The sequence below is a fragment of the Curtobacterium sp. PhB191 genome (assembly GCF_004346515.1).
Lineage (GTDB): Bacteria > Actinomycetota > Actinomycetes > Actinomycetales > Microbacteriaceae > Curtobacterium.
Window position 1 is genome coordinate 458,832 of record NZ_SMBV01000001.1, and the last position, 18,610, is coordinate 477,441.

The following is an 18,610-nucleotide window of genomic DNA, read 5'->3' on the forward strand; positions in this document are numbered from 1 at the left end:
TGCTCCGGACGCTATGCACCCCGTGTTTCCCCGCGATGACGGGCGTGGGTCGCGTCGGTCACCGGACCAGCGCCCGAAACGCACGCCGAGACGGACGGGAGGCCCGTGGCGGATCCGCCACGGGCCTCCCGGCCGTCATCCGGTTGCGTCAGCGACCGATGGTCGACATGTCGGGGTAACGGTCGCCGCTCGGGACCGGGAGCGCCGACAGGCGCGTGACCTGGTCCGCGGTGAGGGTCAGGTCGGCGGCACCGACGTTCTCCTCGAGGCGCGACACGCGCTTCGTGCCCGGGATCGGCACGACGTCGTCGCCCTGGGCGAGCAGCCAGGCGAGGGAGACCTGGGCCGGGGTGGCTTCGGCCTCGGTCGCGATCGCCTTGACGGCGTCGACGATGCGCATGTTCTGCGCGAACGCTTCCTCTTGGAAGCGCGGGTTCGCCAGGCGGAAGTCGTCGGAGTCCAGGTCGGACGGCTTCGTGATCGCACCGGTCAGGAACCCACGGCCGAGCGGCGAGTACGGCACCAGGCCGATGCCGAGCTCGCGCAGGGTGTCGAGCACCGCACCCTCGGGGTCGCGCGTCCACAGCGAGTACTCGCTCTGCAGGGCGGTGATCGGGTGGACCGCGTGGGCCTTCCGGATCGTCTCGGGTCCGGCCTCGGACAGGCCGATGTGCCGGATCTTGCCCTCCTGCACGAAGCCCGCGAGCTGCCCGATGACGTCCTCGATCGGGACGGCCGGGTCGACGCGGTGCTGGTAGTACAGGTCGATGTGGTCGGTGCCGAGGCGCCGCAGGGACCCCTCGAGGGCCTCGCGCACGGACTCCGGTGCGGAGCTGATGCCGCGGCCGGTGGCGGGCGTCTCCTCACCGGCGGTGTGGGTGATGAGGCCGAACTTCGTCGCGATCACGACGTCGTCGCGGCGGTCGGCGAGGGCCCGGCGGAGCAGGTCCTCGTTCGTGTAGGGGCCGTACGCCTCGGCCGTGTCGAACAGGGTGACGCCGAGATCGATCGCGCGGTGGATCGTGTGGATCGACTCCGCGTCGTCGGTGCCGGCGCCCGTGTAGAAGGCGCTCATGCCCATGGTGCCGAGGCCGACGGGTCCGACCTCGAGGTCTGCGAGCTTGCGTGTCTGCATGGTGCAGGTCTACTCCGGGTGCGCCGCTCGGAGGAAGGCACTGCCTGTGCCGGTCAGACACGGGCACCGTTCGTGTGGATCCTCCAAGGTCCACGCGGGGCAGCGCGGCCTTCTGGTGTGATCGGGGCGTGAACCTGTACTTCCGGCTGTTCCTGTTGCGCCTGCGTGTCCGGCTCCGCCCGACGACGGGTGGACGGCGGCCGTCGCTCTGGGACGAGGCACGCACACCGTTCCGCGTGACCCTGACCGACCTGGACCCGCTGCGGCACGTGAACAACGGGAAGTACCTGTCGATGCTCGACCTCGGGCGGCTCGACCTGATGCTGCGGTCGGGGTTCTGGGGCGCGATCGCGGAGCGCGGCTGGTACCCGGTCGTCTCGGCGCAGACCATCACGTACAAGCGGCCCCTGACGCTCGGGCAGCGGTTCGAGCTCGTGACCCGGGTGCTCGGCGTCGACGACCGGGCCGTGTACCTGGAGCAGACCTTCGTCCGTCGCGGAGCCGTCGTCGCCCGTGCCGTCGTGCAGGCGCGGTTCCTGCGCCGCGCCGGCGGAACGGTCCCGATGGCGGACCTGCTCGACGCCGTCGGCGGAGCACCGGCCGACCGTGAACTGCCCGCGTGGGTGCACGGGTGGGCTGGTGCCGTTCGGATCAGCAGCGCGGCGTAGTCACGGCGGCGGTACGCTCGGGGGACGGGGTGGACGCCCCGGGACGGAAGGGGAACGTCATGGTCGTCATGTGGATCGTCATCGGAGTGGTCGTGGCCATCGCCGCGCTGCTCACCGTGCTCGAGGTGCAGAACCGCCGTCGTGCGAAGCGCCTCGCCCACCTCGAACCGGTCGACCCGACACTCGGCGCCCGCTCCCTCGCCGACGCCGAAGCGGCGCACTCGATGACCGAGGGCCTCGCGAAGTCTGCACACCCCGGCATCACCGGTGCCAGCGGGGGACTCGCCGGCTCGTGAGCCGCACGTCGACCCGGCGCGCCCTGCTCGCCGGGGGCGTCGGACTCGGGCTCGCCGGGGTCCTGGCAGCGTGCACCCGGCCGAGCCCCACTCCGTCGGGTTCGCCGCGACCGACCGCCAGCGGCTCCGCACAGCCGACGAGGACGCCTTCGAGCACGCCGACGCCCGGCGGCCCCGACTCGTGGGACGCCCTCGCCGCCGCGGTCTCCGGCACGGTGCTCCGGTCCGGGTCGAACGGGTGGGACAGCGCCCGCGTGCTCGAGAACCCGCGGTACGACGACGCCGACCCGCAGGGCATCCTGCGCGTCGCCGGGGTCGCGGACGTGCAGGCCGGTCTCGCCTTCGCGCGGAACACCCGCACCCCCGTCGCACTGCGCGCGGGTGGGCACTCGTACACGGGCTGGTCCGCCGGCGGCGCACCCGGGACCGACGTCCCGCGGTCGCTCGTGATCAGCACGCAGGACCTCGACGACATCGAACTGCACGACGACGACACCGTCACGATCGGCCCGGGCGCGCAGCTCGGGGACGTCTACGCCGCGCTCGCGAAGGCCGGACGGGCGATCGGCGCCGGCTCCTGTCCGACCGTCGGCATCGGCGGGCTCACCCTCGGCGGTGGGGTCGGCGTGCTCGTCCGCTCGTTCGGGCTGACCTGCGACCAGCTCACCGGCGTCACGCTCGTCACTCCGGACGGCGCCGTGCACGAGGTCTCGACGTCCAGCGAACCGGACCTGTTCTGGGCTTGCCGCGGTGGGGGCGGTGGAACCGTCGGCGTCGTGACCGCACTGACGTACCGGACGCAGGCCGCGCCTCCCGTCCTGCTCTTCAGCATCACGTTCGCGTGGTCGGCCGCCGCTGCCGTGGTGCGCGCCTGGCAGGACTGGGCGCCCACCGCCGACCCGAAGCTGTGGTCGACGCTCAAGCTGCTGAACGGCAGTCGGCACACCGCGCCGACGGTCACCGTGACCGGCGTGTGGACCGGATCGAAGACCGGCGCCGACACCTCCGTCGACGGTTTCATCGCCGCCACCGGTGCGAAGCCCCTCGCCCACACCGGGCAGGTGCTCACCTACGGCGCCGCGATGTCCGCGCTGGCGGGGAAGCCGCAGCGGGTGTCCGAGGCAGCGACGTCGTCGATCGGATCGGCGAAGCTCACCGACGCGCAGATCGACGTGCTCGTCGCCCGGGCGGCCGCGGCGGGCGACGTCGACGGCAACCTCGAGGGCGGGGTCGCGCTCGATGCCCTCGGCGGCGTCGTGGCGGACATCGGCCGGACCGACTCGGCGTTCCCGTGGCGGTCCGCGCTCATGACAGTGCAGTACACCGCGGTCTTCGCCGACGGCGCGGACCCCGCACCGTTCGACGCGTACGTGCGGGGGTTCCGACGGGCCATGCGGCCGGCGTGGGGCGACGCGGCGTACGCGAACTACTGCGACGCGGCGATCACGGACCCGTCGGCGTACTTCGGGGACAACACCTCGCGCCTGCACCGCATCGCCGAACAGGCGGACCCGACGGGCGTGCTCGACCAGCCGAACTGGGTCTGACGCCGCACGAGTCTCGGCCCGACGCACGCGAGAGCCGGGGCCGGCCGGCGGGCCGTCCTACGATGACCGCATGGACATCGTCGACCTGGTGCTGCCGGACGTCGCTGCCTGGCGCGCCTGGCTCGACGCGCACGAGGGTGACGCGGACGGGGTGTGGCTCGTGCTCGCGAAGAAGGGCGTCACCGAGCCGACGACCCTGACCTACGACACCGCCCTCGACGAGGCACTGTGCTCGGGCTGGATCGACGGGCAGCGGCGTGGGCGGGACGACACGACCTACCGCCAGCGGTTCACCCCGCGGCGGAAGGCCTCACTCTGGTCGCAGCGCAACCTCGGGCTCGTGGCGACGCTCATCGCCGACGGCCGGATGCGCGAGCGCGGGCAGGCCGAGATCGACCGGGCGAAGGGCGACGGCCGGTGGGACCGCGCGTACGCCGGGCCGGCGACCGCCACCGTCCCCGAGGACCTGCAGGCCGCGCTCGACGCGTCACCCGCGTCAGCCGCCCTGTTCGCCGAGCTCGACGGCACGAACCGGTACGCCGTGCTGCACCGGATCACGACCGCGCCGAGTGCGACCTCGCGGACGAACCGGCTGACCAAGCTCGTCGCAGGGCTGGAACGGGGTGAGACGCCGCACCCGCGTCCGGACCGGTCGGAGCGGCGGGGGACACCGACTCAGGGACCGGCAACGCCTCCGGCGTAGACCGGGGACATGACCACTGGCACCGACACCACGAACCGTCCGGCCGCCGCCTCCGGCACCTTCCGCATCGGGGGCGACCTCGAGGTCCACCGCCTCGGCTACGGCACCATGCAGCTCACCGGCCCCGGCGTCTGGGGACCTCCGAAGGACCACGACGAGGCCATCCGCGTGCTGCAGCGCGCCGTCGAGCTCGGCGTGGACTTCTTCGACACCGCCGACTCGTACGGCCCGTACGTCGCCGAGGAGCTCCTGCACGAGGCGCTCCACCCCTACGGGGACGACGTCGTCATCGCGACGAAGGCCGGACTCACCCGGACCGGCCCGAACGAGTGGCCGCCGGTCGGCCGTCCGGAGTACCTGCGTCAGGAGGCCGAGATGAGCCTCCGCCGTCTGGGCCTCGAGCGCATCGACCTGTTCCAGCTGCACCGCATCGACCCGAAGGTCCCGCTCGAGGACCAGGTCGGCGAGCTGAAGAAGCTGCAGGACGAGGGCAAGATCCGGCACATCGGCCTGTCCGAGGTGTCGGTCGACGACGTCAAGGCTGCCCAGGAGATCGCGACGATCGTCTCCGTGCAGAACCTGTACAACCTGCAGAAGCGCGACGCCGAAGAGCTCCTCGACTGGTCGACCGAGCAGGGCATCGCGTTCATCCCGTGGTTCCCGCTCGCGACCGGCGGGCTGACCGGCGAGGACTCCCCGCTCACCGAGATCGCGTCGCGGAAGGGTGCGTCCCCGGCGCAGCTCGCCCTCGCGTGGCTGCTCAAGCGCTCGCCCGTCGTGCTCCCGATCCCGGGTACCTCGAGCGTCTCGCACCTGGAGGACAACCTGCAGGGCGCGACCATCGAGCTGACCGACGACGAGTTCGAGGAGCTGTCGAAGCTGGGTTCCTGACCCGGGGTCGCGGACGCGACCGAAACGGCGGACGGGAGGCACGGTGCCAGCTGGCACCGTGCCTCCCGTCCGTCTCCCGCGCTCCCCACCACCGCGCTTGCGCATGCATACGCAGTATGGGCATACTCGGTATGTCCATGGTGGACGAGAGACGGGGGAAGTGTCATGAGCGTACGGATGGGCGTACTCGCGCTGCTGGTGGGGGGACCCGGTTACGGGTACCAGCTCCGGGGGGAGTTCGAGCACCGCACCGGCGGGAGCTGGCCGCTGAACATCGGCCAGGTCTACACGACGCTCGACCGCCTGGAACGCGACGGCCTCGTGGCCCGCGGCGACACCGACGACGACGGCCACGTCGTCTACACGGTGACCGACGCGGGTCGCGGGGAAGTGGCGCGCTGGTTCAGCGAGCCGGTGCCCGCCAAGCGCGGGCGTGACGAGCTCGCGATCAAGTTCGCCCTGGCCGTGACGGTGCCCGGCGTCGACGTCGCGCGCCTGGTGCAGGTGCAGCGCGGTGCCGCGATCCGGAACCTGCAGGACCTGACCCGGCTCAAGCGCACGACCGATCCCGCGACGGACCTGGCGTGGTCGCTCGTGCTCGAGTCGATGGTGTTCCAGGCCGAGGCCGAGGTGCGGTGGCTCGACCACGTGGAGTCGACCGTGGCGCGGTACCGGCCGGAAGAGCATCCGGCGGCGGACGCTGGCTCCTCGTCCGCGACCGCTGCCGACACCGCGCGGAGTGCACGGTGAGCGCCGCACCGCTCCTGCAGCTCGACGCCGTCAGCGTGCACTACGGCTCCGGCGCGAAGGCCGTCACGGCGCTGGCCGGCATCGACCTGGCCGTCCAGCGCGGCGAGATGGTCGCCGTCATGGGGACCTCGGGTTCCGGCAAGTCGACGCTGCTCGCCTGCGCCGGCACCCTGCTGCCGCCGACGAGCGGCGAAGTGCTGATCGACGGCGAGTTCGTGTCCGACCGGCCGGCCAAGGAACTCGCGGCCCTCCGCCGTCGCCTCATCGGGTTCGTGTTCCAGGACTTCAACCTGATCCCATCGCTCACCGCGGTCGAGAACGTGGCGCTGCCGCTCGAGCTCGACGGCTGGAAGGCCTCGCAGGCCCGCCGCGCCGCGGAGCTGGCACTCGACAACGTCGAACTCGCACACCGCGGCGACGCCTACCCGGACGACCTGTCCGGCGGGCAGCAGCAGCGCGTCGCGATCGCCCGGGGCGTGGTCGGCGAACGTCGGCTCGTGCTGGCGGACGAACCGACCGGCGCCCTCGACTCGCAGACCGGCGAGGTCGTGCTCCGCATGCTCCGACGGCACGTCGATGCCGGAGCCGGCGCGCTGCTCGTCACCCACGACGCCCGGCACGCTGCCTGGGCGGACCGGATCGTCTTCCTGCGCGACGGTCGCGTGGTCGACGAGACCGTGTACTCGGGCGTGGAGCTCGCCCTGTCGGACCGGACCGCGTCGTGAGCCGGCGTCGGCGTCCGGGTACCGGCCGGACGCCGTTCGCCCTCCGACCGGCGTTCCGTCTGGGGCGTCGACTGGCGTTCGCGAAGGTCGGTCGGGCGGCGCTGATCATCGCGCTCATCGGCATCCCCACCGCCGGGTTCGCCGCGGTGGCGGTCGTCGTGCAGTCGACGCAGCCCACGACCGCGGAGTCGCTGGACTACGACCTCGGCAAGGCAGCCGCGCAGATGCGGGTCTCCGGCCCGGACCTGCCCGGCATGCGGCAGGACCCGGTGCAGTGGCAGTTCACCGATGCGAAGCGGAACAGCCCGGTCACGGAGGCCGACGAGGACCCGCCGTTCGCGAACGTGCTCGCCCACGTGCCGGACGGTGCGCTGTCCATCCCGGTCGGCGGCACGCCCGTCGTGGTGCAGGGACCCAAGGGACCTGTCGGCCTGGCCGCGGTGGAGGGCAGCGTCTGGGACCCGTCGCTCGAGGGCCACTGGCGTGTCCTCGACGGTTCGGCGCCGACCGCGCGCAACCAACTCATGGTCACGCCGGCGACGCTCGACCGGCTCGACGCCCACATCGGTGACACCGTCGACATCACCGATCCCGTCACGAAGCGGTTCACGATCACCGGGACGATGCGCGACCTCGGCTCGGCGCCCAGCGAGCAGGGCGTGTTCCTGCCGTGGGGGACGACCCTGTCGACGACCGAGACCACTGACGACGCGGGTCTGACCGACGTCACCGTCTACCTGCCGTCGGACGCGCCGACCTGGTCGGAGATCCGGCAGCTCAACGCGCACGGCATCGTCGTGCAGTCCCGCCCGGTCGTGCTCGATCCGCCGGATGCCCGCCTGCCCGGCGGCCAGATGAGCTCGTCACTCGGCTGGTACCTCGGCGCGATGGCACTGCTCGGGGTCTTCGCGATGTTCGAGGTCGCGCTGCTCGCCGGGGCCGCGTTCCTGGTCGGCACCCGGGCGGACACCCGTTCGTACGCGATCGTCACGAGCGTCGGCGGGGACAAGCGGTTCGTCCGGACGATCGTCGCCGGGTCCGGCCTCGTGCTCGGGTCCATCGGCGCCGTCCTCGGCGTCGCGGTGGGCACCGGGATCGGCGTCGCGGTGTTCCGCCTGATCGACAACGGCGACGTCGTGTCGTTCCCCGGCTTGCACGTGCCACCGCTCCTGCTGCTCGTGGTCGCGGCCGCCGGCGTCCTCGCCGGGCTGGTCTCCGCACTCGTCGCCGCCCGGGCCGCCACCCGCATCAACGTGCTCGCGGCGCTGCGGGGTTCACTCCGACCCGCGCCCGTCGACCGTCCTGCTCGTCGTCGGCGACGCATCTGGGGGCCGGTGCTCATCATCGCCGGTGCCGTGATGACGCTGGCCTGCGGCGCCGGGGTGCTCATGCTCAACGACCGCCGGGTGCAGGACGACCACTGGGCGTGGGCGGCCGGTGCCGGGGTCGCGCTCGGGCCGTGCCTGATGCAGCTCGGCATCGCGATCTGCTCGCCGTGGCTCCTGGCCCTGGTGTCCCGGATGTCCGCACGCCTGGGCCTGTCGGCTCGGTTGGCCGCCCGCGATGCCCGGCGCAACCCGGTCCGGACGGTGCCGGTGCTCGCCAGTGTGATGAGCGTCGTGTTCGTCGCGTCGGTCGTGATCACGTGGAGTGCGTCGAGCCACGCGCAGTACGTCCGCGGGTACGAGTACACGACGGCGGTCGGGGTCGCGACGTCCGAGGTGCAGCTGTCCAGCGAGGACGGTGCCGCCAGCGGGCACGACGCGGCGTTGACGGCGCACGCGGCGAAGGTCGTGGCGCGGGTGCTCGACCACGACCGGATCCGGGTGCTCGGCGTGGCCGAGGGCTGGGCGGGCGACACCCCGTCGTCCGTGACGATGCCGCACCGGTGGACGGACTTCGACTGCGACGGCTACGACTCCACGTCGTGCTCGTACTACCTCGACACCGCTGACGCGACCGTCCCGCACATCTGGACGGGCACCGTCGACGACTACGCGGTGCTCACCGGACACCGACCGTCTGCTGCCGTGCGGGATGCGCTCGAGGGCGGCAAGGCGGTGTCACTGTGGCCGGAGTACGCCCACGACGGTGCGGTCCGCATCGACACGTTCCACGACCGCACGTGGGAGAGCCCGACGATCACGACGACGACGAAACCGGACGCCAGCGTGTCGATCCCGGCCGTGCTCGACGTGCAGTCGCCGCGGATCCAGGTCGGCGTCTTCATGACGAAGGCGACCGCGGCGCACTACGGGGTGCGCGCCGTCGACGGCATGCTCGTCACGACGCTGCCCGGGGACATCGCGCCCGAGCAGTGGGACGAGCTGAGTTCCGCCTGGCAGAGCTTCGGCGGCGCGGACCGCGCTCGGTGGGACGGCCCGCAGTTCGCCTACGAGGCCGGGCCGGTCGACAACGGCGCGCTCATCCGGGCGATCGTGCTCGCGCTCGCTGCGGCGGTGACGATCGGTGCGACGGCGGTGGCCATCGGGCTCGCGCGGTCCGACGGGCGCCGGGACGACGAGGTGCTCGACGCGATCGGTGCCGCACCACGACTGCGACGGCGGGTGTCGACCTGGCAGGCGGCGATCCTGGCCTCGGTGGGCGCGGTGATCGGCACCCTGCTGGGGCTGCTGCCGATGCGGGCACTCACCCTGCGGTTCACGGAGCCAGCGGTCGGGTCGAACCACATGCCGTTCGTGCCGGACTGGTCGATGCTGGCCGTGCTCGGGATCGGGTTGCCGCTCCTGGTGACGGCCGGGGCATGGCTCACCGCGCACGGCCGACGCCGGGTGGCGGTGCGGCGGGCGCACTGAGGTGTGGGGCGGCGCTGCACGTGGCGCCGCCCCGGTGCAGCCCGGTCAGGCGCCGGGCTGCACCACCATGAGCACGGCGACGACGACCCACACCAGGTTGAACAGGCCGACCAGGGCAGCGAGCTTCCGCGGCGAGCGCTCGGTCCCGTTCCCGCGCAGGACCTCGCGCTGCTCCGGCAGGACCCCGAGCGCGAGGATCCCCGCAGCCACCGCGGTCAGACCGATCGAGACGAGCAGCCACGCCTCGTCGAGTGCCCCGACCTCGAACGCCAGGGCCATGCCGAACGTCGGGACGGCGAGCGAGATGATCGAGTACACGTGGCAGATCCGGTGCAGGACCCTGGCGACCGCTCGGGCCACCTGGTCGCCCGGATCGGCGACGAGCGCGCGAGCCGGCTTCGGGAACATGCTCCCGGCGACCGCGACGGGTCCGAGGGTGAGCAGCGCCGCCACGACGTGCACGGTGAGGAGGACGCTGGACATCGCTTCCAGCCTAGGGCGCGGTACTTCGTGAGCAGAAATGGTCGGGTGGCCGTCGGCGGACTCGACCATTTCTGCTCACGAAGTGGTCACACGTTCGGGATGGGCACCTCGGCCAGTACGACCTCGGCGTCCATCGGGATCGGACCGCGCACCCGGGGGAGACCGTCGACCCACTCGACCGGCACCCCCGCAGCCGCGAGCCCCTCGACGCTCAGGTCGATCCGGAGCAGGGGCAGCGCGAGGTCGCCGTACCGCTCGGTGACGACCTCGGCCACCCGGTCGGGCGTGGTGGCGCGGACGTACCCGCCCGGCTCGAGCGGCACCCCGCGAGTGGACACCTCGTACTCGCCGAACCCGCGGCTCATCTCCCAGTCGTCGGCGATCGCCACGTGACAGACCACATCGGTCATGGACCCTCCTCGGTAATGAAACGGGAGCGTATCATTACCGCTAGGATGGGTCTGTGAACAAGCGTGGACGTCCGACCGCCGACGAGCGGATCGCCCGTGACGAGCGGATCCTCGACGTCGCGACCGACCTGTTCCTGGAGCACGGGTTCGCGGGCGTCGCACTCGACCGCGTCGCCGCCGAGGCCGGGGTCACCAAGCGCACGCTCTACACGGCGTTCGGCGACAAGCCCGCGATCCTCCGAGCGGTCGTCCGGCGGCAGCACCCGTACGCCGCGCAGCCCGCCGCGGACCTCGTGTCCACGGCCACGGCGATCGGCAGCGCGTTGCTCTCGGACCGCGCCGTCGCCCTGCACCGGCTCGTCATCGCCGAGTCGGCGCGATCACCCGAGCTCGCCCGTGAGTTCCACGAGGCCGGCCCGCTCGCCGCGCAGCAGGCCCTGGTCCGCGCCGGAGCCACTCCGGAGACCGCCGCCGAGCTCTTCACCCTGCTGCTCGGGGAGCTCCACCGCGAGCGCCTGCTCGGCCTGGCTCCGGCCCCGACGGCGGCCGCGGTCGCCGCACGCGCCGCGCGTGCCGTCGCGGTGCTCTCGACGTGACCCCAGGGCGGACGGGAGGCCCGTGGCCAGCTGGCACCGGGCCTCCCGTCCGCCACGGAGTGAGCAGAAGGCGACGGGTCACGCGCTCGGACTCGTCGCCTTCTGCTCACTCGATGCGGCGCGAACCGCGCTCAAGCGGGGTCGGGCAGCGCCTCCGCGTACGTGCGGAACTCGCCGCGCTCCGAGTGGATCGCCCACAGACGATCCGCGATGGACTCGCCGGAGTGCTCCGGCTGCCCGTCGTCGATGCCGAACGGGATGATGAGCTGACCGACGTGGACCTGCTCGTCGCGCACGGCGTCGTGCAGGAGCTGGGCGTAGGCGCTCTCGGCAGCGAAGGCGACCGAGGTGCCGGTGACCCGAGCGCCGGGACGCACCGCACTGCCGCCGTTCACGAACAGGATCGTGCCGTGGCCGATCGCGCGCATGCCGGGCAGCACCTGGCGGACCGCGTTGACCGAGCCGTAGACCGAGAACTCGATCGGGCCGACCAGGTCCTCCGCGGTGGTCTCGAGCACCGGGCGCATGTACTCCTTGGCGGGGAGCGGGCTGTACTGCAGCACCTCGATGGGACCGAGCTGCTCGGTCGCACGCTCGAGGGCGCTGCGGAGCGAATCGCCGTCACGGACGTTCGCGGCGAACCCGGCGGCCGTGATGCCCTGCTCGCGCAGCGACGCGGCGAGGCCGTCCAGGCGGTCCTGGTTGCGGGAGACGAGGGCGATCGAGAAGCCCTCGCGGCCGAAGCGTTCGGCGACGGCGAGACCGAGGCCCTTGCCGGCCCCGATGATGGCGATGGTGGTCATGCGGAGTACTCCTCGTCGGTGACGTGCTCGAGCCAGGTGGTGGTGGTCGCCGGGTCGTCGGCGAGGTCGAGCATCGCGAGGTGCTCCATGTAGTCCGTCGGGGTCGCACCGTGCCAGTGCTCCTCACCCGCAGGCGTGTAGACGGTCTGGCCCGGCTGGACCTCGACCACGCCGCCGTCACGGGTGCCCATGCGCGCGACACCCTCGGTGACGTGCAGGGTCTGGCCGTTGGCGTGCGAGTGCCAGGCGGTGCGGGCGCCGGGCAGGAACCGGACCTTCGCGACGGTCATCGACTGGCCGGCTTCCTTCGGGCTGGCGATGGCGTCGAGGTACACGTCGCCGGTGAACTGCGCGGCCGGGTTCTTGACGGTCGGCTGCTTCGGTTGGATCTCCATGGCCCCGACGGTAGGCCGATGTGCGCACCGGAGGGAGGTGCCGGCCGTACCCCTCAGCCGTTTCCCGAACACGACGTGTGTGATCGACGCACGATCCGGGAGGACCACCGTGGACAGCAGCGAACACCCGAACCCGCACCCGAGCCCGAACCCCACCCGAGCCCGACGCGGCTGGTCCGCTGCGGGCATCGCCGCGGTGGCCGCCCTCGCCCTGGGCGGCTGCGCCGATGCCGCACCGGACGACGACCGCGGCTCGTCGGCGAGCGCCCGCGCCACCGCCCCCGCCGACCTGCCCACCGGGCAGATCGCGCTCGACGGCGACACCAGCGACGTGGTCACCGGACTCGAAGCACCGTGGTCGGTCGTCCGCACCGGCGACGACGGCGACGCCCTGGTCAGCGAACGCGACTCCGCGAAGGTCCTCGAGCTGCAGGACGACGGCACGACGCGCGAGGTCGGCACCGTCGACGGCGTCAGCCACGGCGGCGAGGGCGGGCTGCTCGGGCTGGCCCTGCACGACGACGACCTGTTCGTGTACTCGACGGCCGAAGACGGCAACCGGATCCAGCGGTTCGAACTGACGGGCAGCGCCGGGTCGTGGGCGCTCGGCGACGCCACGACGATCATCGACGGACTGCCGTCGAACACGTTCCACGACGGCGGCCGCATCGCGTTCGGCCCCGACGACATGCTCTACGCCAGCGTCGGGGACGCCGGCACGAGCAGTGACGCGCAGGACGAGGACTCGCTCGCGGGCAAGATCCTGCGGCTCACCCCGGACGGCGACGTGCCGGACGACAACCCGTTCGACGGGTCACCCGTCTGGAGCCTCGGGCACCGCAACGTGCAGGGCCTGGGGTGGTCCTCCGACGGCACGATGTTCGCGTCGGAGTTCGGCGAGAACACCCTCGACGAGCTGAACGTGATCGAGGCGGGCGAGAACTACGGCTGGCCCGAGGTCGAGGGTGAGGGCGGCGAGGACCAGGGCTTCGTCGACCCGGTGCAGCAGTGGTCGACGGACGAGGCGTCCCCGAGCGGCCTGACGGTCGTCGACGACACCGTGTTCGTGGCCAACCTGCGCGGCGAGGTGCTCCGGGCGATCCCGGCGGACGACCCGGGGACGTCGACCGAGTACTTCCAGGGCGACTTCGGCCGGATCCGGACCGTGCTCGAGGGGCCGTCGGACACGCTGTGGTTCGTCACGAACAACACCGACGGCCGTGGTGACCCTGCGGAGGGCGACGACCGCATCGTGTCCGTGCCGCTGACCCGCGCCGAGGGGTGAGCCGACGGAGCGCTGCCACAGGGGTTCCGGCAGCCCCTCGCTCGCACGCTGTCCAGCGGGTTACCGTGACGGCATGAACCACCGCGACGAAGCCCGCGACTTCCTGTCCAGCCGTCGCGCCCGCATCACCCCCGAGCAGGCCGGGGTCAAGACGTTCGGAACCCGCCGTCGGGTCACGGGGCTCCGGCGCGAAGAGGTCGCACGGCTGGCAGGCGTCAGCATCGACTACTACACGCGGCTGGAGCGGGGGAACCTGCAGGGCGTCTCGGACAGCGTGCTCGAGGCCGTCGCCGGCGCACTGCAGCTCGACGCCGCCGAGCTCGAGCACCTGCGCGACCTGTCCCGGCACCAGAACGCGACACCGCGGCGCGCGGGCAAGGTGGTGCCGGTGGCCGCCGTCCGCCCGGAGCTGCAGTACCTGCTCGACGTCATCACCGATGCGCCGGCGATGATCATCAACAACCGGCAGGACATCGTCGCCGCCAACGCGCTCGGCTACGCGATGCACTCGGACCTGGTCTCGGCACCGGCCCGGCCGATGAACTTCTCGCGCTTCATCTTCCTCGACCCGCAGGCCCGGAACTTCTACCAGGACTGGCAGCGGGCGGCGCACACGAACGTCGCGATCCTGCGGCGCGAGGCCGGCCGTACACCGAACGACCGCGACCTCGCAGCACTCATCGGCGAGCTGTCGATGCGGAGCGACGACTTCCGCGCCCTGTGGGCCGCGCACGACGTCCGCCGCCACTACGCCGGCGTGAAATCCTTCCGGCACGCCGTCGTCGGTCCGCTCGAGCTGCACTTCCAGACGCTCGAACTCGCCGAGGACCCCGGGCTCGCGCTCACGATCTACCCGGCGACCCCGGGCAGCCCGACCGCCGACGCGCTCCGCCTGCTCGCATCGTGGGCGGCGACGGAGCAGATCGCGGAACGTGCGCGCAGCGCGGTCAGCCCCGGATGAGCGGTGCCCCGCGGAGCGTCAGCCCCGGATGATGTCGTCCGCGATCCGTGCGGCGTCGTCGATGGGCACCGCGAAGCCGATGCCGATGTTGCCGGAGGAGTAGCCGAGCGTCGCGATCGACGTGTTCACCCCCACGACGCGGCCGTCGAGCCCGACGAGCGGCCCGCCGGAGTTGCCGGGGTTGATCGACGCGTCGGTCTGCACGAGCGGCTGCGCGGATCGCTGCGAGGTCCGTTCGAGGGCGCTGATGATGCCCGAGGTGACGGTGCCGTTCAGGCCGAGCGGGGACCCGACCGCGATGACGGACTCGCCGATCCGCAGGTCGGCGCTGCGTCCGAGGTCGGCTGCGGGCACGGTCAGGCCGGTCGCCTCGATGACCGCGATGTCGCTGTCCTCGTCGCTGCCGACGACCCGGCCGTCGGTGCTGGTGCCGTCGGGCAGTACGAGCCGGACGGCCGACGAACCGTCGACGACGTGGTGGTTCGTCATGACGTGTCCGGCATCGTCGATGACGAAGCCGGAGCCGCTCCCGCCGGTCGTGCGGACCTGCACGACGCTCTGCAGCATCCGCTGGGCGGCGTCCTCGGCGTCGGTCGCAGTACCGCCGGACGAGCCGGACGTCCCCGACGAGCCGGACGTGCCGGACTGCTGCCGCCCGGCCACCGGGGCGCTGACCGGGGAGTCCGGGGTGACGAGCAGGGCGCCGGTGACCCCCGCGGTGCCGCCGAGGACGAGCGCGGCGACGAGGACGGTCGCGGTCCGGCCGCCGCCCCGCCGCTCGCGGCGCGGTGCCGGCTCGTCGAACTCGGACCGGCGGGTGGCCGGGTCCGGTGGGGGGCCCTGGACGGGCGTGGGGACGGACGGGAGGCCCGTTGCGAGCTGGTCCCGGGCCTCCCGTCCGCCGTCTGGTCGCGCAGATCGCTCGGGCGGTGCGCCGGTGGACCAGTGCTGTGGACCTGCGGGCCGGCCGATGCCGGGAGGGGTGTCACTCATGGTCGTGTCCTCGTGTTCAGACGATGCGGGCGAACCAGCGGAGGGAGAGCGCGCCGGCGGTGAGGGCGAGGAGCATGCCGAGCAGGGCGAGCCATGGTGTGATCTCGACGGGTTCCTCGTGCCAACCGATCGACGAGCCGATGTCCTGGTAGACCTCGCGGAGTTCGTCGGTGCTGGACGCCCGGTAGAACCGTCCGTCGGTCTCGTCCGCGAGCTGGCGGAGGGAGGTCTCGTCGACGGGGACGGCCTGCTGCGTCCCCCACAGGTTCGCGACCCCGGAATCGGTGCCGTAGGCGATGGTGGAGACGGGCATGCCGGCTTCGCGAGCTGCTTCGGCGGCCGCGGCGGGTTCGCGCCCGGTGGTGTTCGCGCCGTCGGAGAGCAGCACGAGTCGCGCCGGGATGCGCTCCGGTTCCCCGGACCCGCCGGGGGTCGGGGACGGCGACGCCGAGCCGGTGGCACCCTCGTCACTGAGGCGGTCGACCTCGCCGACCGCCTCGAAGACGGCCTCGCCGATCGCCGTCCCACCGCCGCCGTCGTCCATCCCGGCGATGGCCTCCCGGACCGCTTCGTGGTCGCGGGTGGCCGGAGCCAGGACGTCCGCGCCGCCGGCGAAGGCGATCGCCCCGACGTTGAACGTCTCCGGCATCTCGGCGACGAAGGACTCGGCGGCGGACTTGGCGGCCTCGAGCCGGTTCGGGTCGACGTCGTCGGCCTGCATCGAGCCGGACGTGTCGATCGCGACGATCACCGTGGCACGCTCGTAGGGCACCCGGACGTCGATCTCGGGGCGCGCACCGGCGAAGCCGAGGGCGGTCAGGCCGACCAGGACGAGCGCCGCGGGCAGGTGCCGACGCCACCGGGGCTGCTTCGGGACGAGCTTGTCGAGCATCGGCAGGGTCGCGAAGCGCACGGCGTACCGCCGGCGTCGGCGCTGGACGAGCAGGTGCGCGACGGCGAGCGCCGCCACCGGCACCAGGGCGAGCAGGAACCAGGGTGTGAGGAAGGTCATCGGGTCCTCCGTGCCGATCGGGCGGGCGTGCGGTGCCGGCGGTGGATGAAGCGGGTGAGTTCGCGGCCGAGGTCATCGTCGGTGCGCAGGACCAGGTGGTCGGCCCCGGCGGCGCGGACGGCGGTGGCGGTGGCCGCGCGGTGGGCGGCTGCTCCGGCGGCGTAAGCGGTGCGGAGTGCCCGGTCCGAGGTGGCGACGACGCGCTGGGCGCCGGACTCCGGGTCGACGAAGACGACGTCGCCGACGTCGGGCAGGTCGAGTTCGCGGGGGTCGAGCACCTCGACGACGATGACCTCGTGGCGTGCCGACAGCCGACGCAGGGCGGGCTCCCACGGCAGCCGCGCGCTGTCGGTCGCCGGCTGGTCGAGCAGGTCACTGATGACGACCCGCAGACCGCGGCGGGGCGCCTGGGCGGCGAACACGCGGAGCGCTGCGGACAGGTCGGTCGTCGGGACGCCGTCGCGGGGGCCTGGATCGGCACGGAGCACGCGGCGGGCGGTGGTGCGACCGGCGCGCGGAGGGGTCCAGCGGATCCCCTCGGTGCCGACGACGCCGAGTCCCACCCGGTCACCCGCGCCGGTGGTGAGCAGGCCGATCGCCGCCGCCGTCCAGGTGGCGACGTCGGCCTTCTCACGGTCGGTGGTGCCGAAGGCCATGCTCGGCGAACGGTCGACCAGCACCCACGTCTCGAGGGCGTGCTCAGCGCGGGTGAGCCAGACGTACGGTTCGCCGGCGCGAGCCGTGGCGTTCCAGTCGATCCGGCGGACGTCGTGCCCGGGCTGGTAGCGCACGAGTTCCTCAGGGTCGCTGCCCGTGCCGAGGGACAGGCCCTGGTGGTCGCCGTGCACCGTGCCGTCGACACGGCGCCGGACGGTGAGCTCGAGGCGGCGGAGCCGTGCGGCGTCGCTCACGGCGTCGCCTCGTACGGGGTGGAAGCGGCCGCGGCGGGGGTCGGTGCGGCTGGGGGGTACCGCACGTCACCGCCCGCCGCGACCGCGCTCGGGTCCTCGGACGCCGCGATCCGAGGCTGCGGGACGGCCACGAGCACGGCCTCGACAGCGGTCCTGGGGTCGACCCCGTCGGCGACGGCGTCGAAGGTGAGCACGAGGCGGTGCGCGAGCACGTCGGAGGCGACGTCCGCGATGTCACCGGGCAGCACGTAGTCGCGGCCCCGGAGGAGCGCGAGCGCACGGGCCGCGGCGACCAGGCCGAGCGACCCGCGAGCACTGACGCCGTACTCGAGTACTCCGTCGAGGGTGTGCACGCCGTACCGGTGCGGGTGGCGGGTCGCCATCACGAGCTGCACGGCGTACATGGCGACCGCGTGGTGCACGAAGACCTGCTCGGCTTCGGCCTGCAGCCGGACGATGTCCGGCACCGTCAGGATCTGCTGCGCGCGTGGCCGGTCGGCGCTCATCCGCTGCACGATGGTCAGCTCCCCGAGCTCGTCGGCATGGTCGACGTCGACCTTGAGCAGGAAGCGGTCGCGCTGCGCTTCGGGGAGCGCGTACACGCCGTCGTTCTCGATCGGGTTCTGGGTGGCGAGCACGATGAAGGGGTCGGGGAGCCGGTGGGTCTGCCCACCGATCGAGACCTGCTGCTCGGCCATCGCCTCGAGCAGCGCCGACTGCACCTTGGCGGGAGCGCGGTTGATCTCGTCCGCGAGCACGAGGTTGGCGAACACCGGTCCGGGTTCGACGTCGAAGGTCTCGGTGGACGGCCGCCAGACCCGCGTGCCGACGATGTCGGACGGCATCAGGTCGGGGGTGAACTGCAGGCGGACGAAGTCCCCGCCGACGACGGTGGCCAGGGTGCGCACCGCGAGGGTCTTCGCGACGCCGGGGACGCCCTCGAGCAGCACGTGGCCCCGGGCGAGCAGCCCGATCATCATCCGTTCGACCATGGCGTCCTGGCCGACGACCACGTGCTTGACCTCGAACAGTGCGCGTTCGAGGACGGCTGACGCGGACGGCGTCGTGTACGGGTCGGCGTGGGCGGCTTCGGTCATGGTGTCCTCCTGTCGTTCGGGTGCGTCCCACTCCAGTCGCCAGGGGCGAAAACGACGGGAAGCCGGATCGAAACCAGACCGAAAAGGGGGAACGGACAGTACCTGTCAGTCGCCCAGCCGCCCTGGTTACCGT

General features: G+C 72.6%; 20 protein-coding genes. 11 read left to right on the top strand and 9 right to left on the bottom strand.

Annotation, left to right across the window (positions count from 1 at the left end; translation table 11 throughout):
• Positions 1-148 precede the first annotated feature (148 nt).
• Positions 149-1,135, bottom strand: a complete 987-nt coding sequence (locus tag EDF48_RS02235; RefSeq protein ID WP_131877814.1) for an aldo/keto reductase — start codon at positions 1,133-1,135, stop codon at positions 149-151.
• A gap of 128 nt (positions 1,136-1,263) precedes the next feature.
• Between EDF48_RS02235 and EDF48_RS02240 the strand changes: the two genes are divergently transcribed.
• From EDF48_RS02240 to EDF48_RS02270, 8 genes are all read left to right on the top strand, one after another.
• Positions 1,264-1,803, top strand: a complete 540-nt coding sequence (locus EDF48_RS02240) for an acyl-CoA thioesterase (protein ID WP_131877816.1) — start codon at positions 1,264-1,266, stop codon at positions 1,801-1,803.
• 59 nt (positions 1,804-1,862) lie between these two features.
• On the top strand, positions 1,863-2,099 hold the full coding sequence (locus EDF48_RS18985; protein WP_159572479.1) for a hypothetical protein: 237 nt from the start codon (positions 1,863-1,865) through the stop codon (positions 2,097-2,099).
• Entirely contained in the window at positions 2,096-3,646 is a 1,551-nt protein-coding gene (locus tag EDF48_RS02245; protein ID WP_165932301.1) for an FAD-binding protein, read from the top strand. Before EDF48_RS18985 ends, EDF48_RS02245 begins: the two co-directional genes overlap by 4 nt.
• A gap of 70 nt (positions 3,647-3,716) precedes the next feature.
• Entirely contained in the window at positions 3,717-4,349 is a 633-nt protein-coding gene (locus tag EDF48_RS02250) for a YdeI/OmpD-associated family protein (protein ID WP_131877821.1), read from the top strand.
• 9 nt (positions 4,350-4,358) lie between these two features.
• On the top strand, positions 4,359-5,240 hold the full coding sequence (locus EDF48_RS02255; protein ID WP_131877823.1) for an aldo/keto reductase: 882 nt from the start codon (positions 4,359-4,361) through the stop codon (positions 5,238-5,240).
• 165 nt (positions 5,241-5,405) lie between these two features.
• Positions 5,406-5,990, top strand: coding sequence for a PadR family transcriptional regulator (locus tag EDF48_RS02260; RefSeq protein WP_243692331.1), 585 nt, complete (start codon positions 5,406-5,408; stop codon positions 5,988-5,990).
• The gene (locus EDF48_RS02265; protein WP_123292992.1) at positions 5,987-6,715 is read left to right on the top strand and encodes an ABC transporter ATP-binding protein; all 729 of its coding nucleotides are present in this window, start codon (positions 5,987-5,989) and stop codon (positions 6,713-6,715) included. The genes EDF48_RS02260 and EDF48_RS02265 overlap by 4 nt, the downstream gene beginning before the upstream one ends.
• Positions 6,712-9,531, top strand: coding sequence for an FtsX-like permease family protein (locus EDF48_RS02270; protein WP_131877825.1), 2,820 nt, complete (start codon positions 6,712-6,714; stop codon positions 9,529-9,531). Before EDF48_RS02265 ends, EDF48_RS02270 begins: the two co-directional genes overlap by 4 nt.
• 45 nt (positions 9,532-9,576) lie before the next feature.
• On the opposite strand, the gene EDF48_RS02275 is transcribed toward EDF48_RS02270, so the two are convergent.
• Entirely contained in the window at positions 9,577-10,014 is a 438-nt protein-coding gene (locus EDF48_RS02275; protein WP_131877827.1) for a hypothetical protein, read from the bottom strand.
• 86 nt (positions 10,015-10,100) lie between these two features.
• Positions 10,101-10,424 (bottom strand): DUF952 domain-containing protein, encoded by a 324-nt coding sequence (locus EDF48_RS02280; RefSeq protein ID WP_131877829.1) that lies wholly within the window; start codon positions 10,422-10,424, stop codon positions 10,101-10,103.
• 53 nt (positions 10,425-10,477) lie between these two features.
• Here EDF48_RS02280 and EDF48_RS02285 point away from each other — a divergent pair, with 53 nt between their 5' ends.
• Positions 10,478-11,020, top strand: coding sequence for a TetR/AcrR family transcriptional regulator (locus EDF48_RS02285; RefSeq protein ID WP_131877831.1), 543 nt, complete (start codon positions 10,478-10,480; stop codon positions 11,018-11,020).
• A gap of 131 nt (positions 11,021-11,151) precedes the next feature.
• Here the strand turns inward: EDF48_RS02285 and EDF48_RS02290 are convergent, their stop codons facing one another.
• A complete protein-coding gene (locus EDF48_RS02290; RefSeq protein ID WP_131877833.1) occupies positions 11,152-11,823 on the bottom strand; it encodes an SDR family NAD(P)-dependent oxidoreductase in 672 nt (223 codons plus the stop codon).
• Positions 11,820-12,218 (bottom strand): cupin domain-containing protein, encoded by a 399-nt coding sequence (locus EDF48_RS02295; protein ID WP_131877835.1) that lies wholly within the window; start codon positions 12,216-12,218, stop codon positions 11,820-11,822. Before EDF48_RS02295 ends, EDF48_RS02290 begins: the two co-directional genes overlap by 4 nt.
• A 109-nt stretch (positions 12,219-12,327) precedes the next feature.
• On the opposite strand from EDF48_RS02295, the gene EDF48_RS02300 reads away from it, so the two are divergent.
• Together EDF48_RS02300 and EDF48_RS02305 are read left to right on the top strand one after the other, a co-directional pair.
• Positions 12,328-13,503, top strand: a complete 1,176-nt coding sequence (locus EDF48_RS02300; protein WP_243648812.1) for a PQQ-dependent sugar dehydrogenase — start codon at positions 12,328-12,330, stop codon at positions 13,501-13,503.
• 73 nt (positions 13,504-13,576) lie between these two features.
• Positions 13,577-14,464: a helix-turn-helix transcriptional regulator gene (locus tag EDF48_RS02305; protein ID WP_131877839.1), complete on the top strand. Its 888-nt coding sequence runs from the start codon at positions 13,577-13,579 to the stop codon at positions 14,462-14,464.
• Positions 14,465-14,482: 18 nt separating this feature from the next.
• Here EDF48_RS02305 and EDF48_RS02310 read toward each other — a convergent pair whose 3' ends face one another.
• From EDF48_RS02310 to EDF48_RS02325, 4 genes are read right to left on the bottom strand one after another with little or no spacing between them, the layout of a single operon-like run.
• Positions 14,483-15,457, bottom strand: a complete 975-nt coding sequence (locus tag EDF48_RS02310; RefSeq protein ID WP_131877841.1) for a trypsin-like peptidase domain-containing protein — start codon at positions 15,455-15,457, stop codon at positions 14,483-14,485.
• A gap of 16 nt (positions 15,458-15,473) precedes the next feature.
• A complete protein-coding gene (locus EDF48_RS02315; RefSeq protein ID WP_131877843.1) occupies positions 15,474-16,469 on the bottom strand; it encodes a VWA domain-containing protein in 996 nt (331 codons plus the stop codon).
• On the bottom strand, positions 16,466-17,380 hold the full coding sequence (locus EDF48_RS02320; RefSeq protein WP_131877845.1) for a DUF58 domain-containing protein: 915 nt from the start codon (positions 17,378-17,380) through the stop codon (positions 16,466-16,468). The genes EDF48_RS02315 and EDF48_RS02320 overlap by 4 nt, the downstream gene beginning before the upstream one ends.
• On the bottom strand, positions 17,377-18,477 hold the full coding sequence (locus EDF48_RS02325; protein ID WP_131877847.1) for an AAA family ATPase: 1,101 nt from the start codon (positions 18,475-18,477) through the stop codon (positions 17,377-17,379). The genes EDF48_RS02320 and EDF48_RS02325 overlap by 4 nt, the downstream gene beginning before the upstream one ends.
• Between the last annotated feature and the right edge of the window lie 133 nt (positions 18,478-18,610).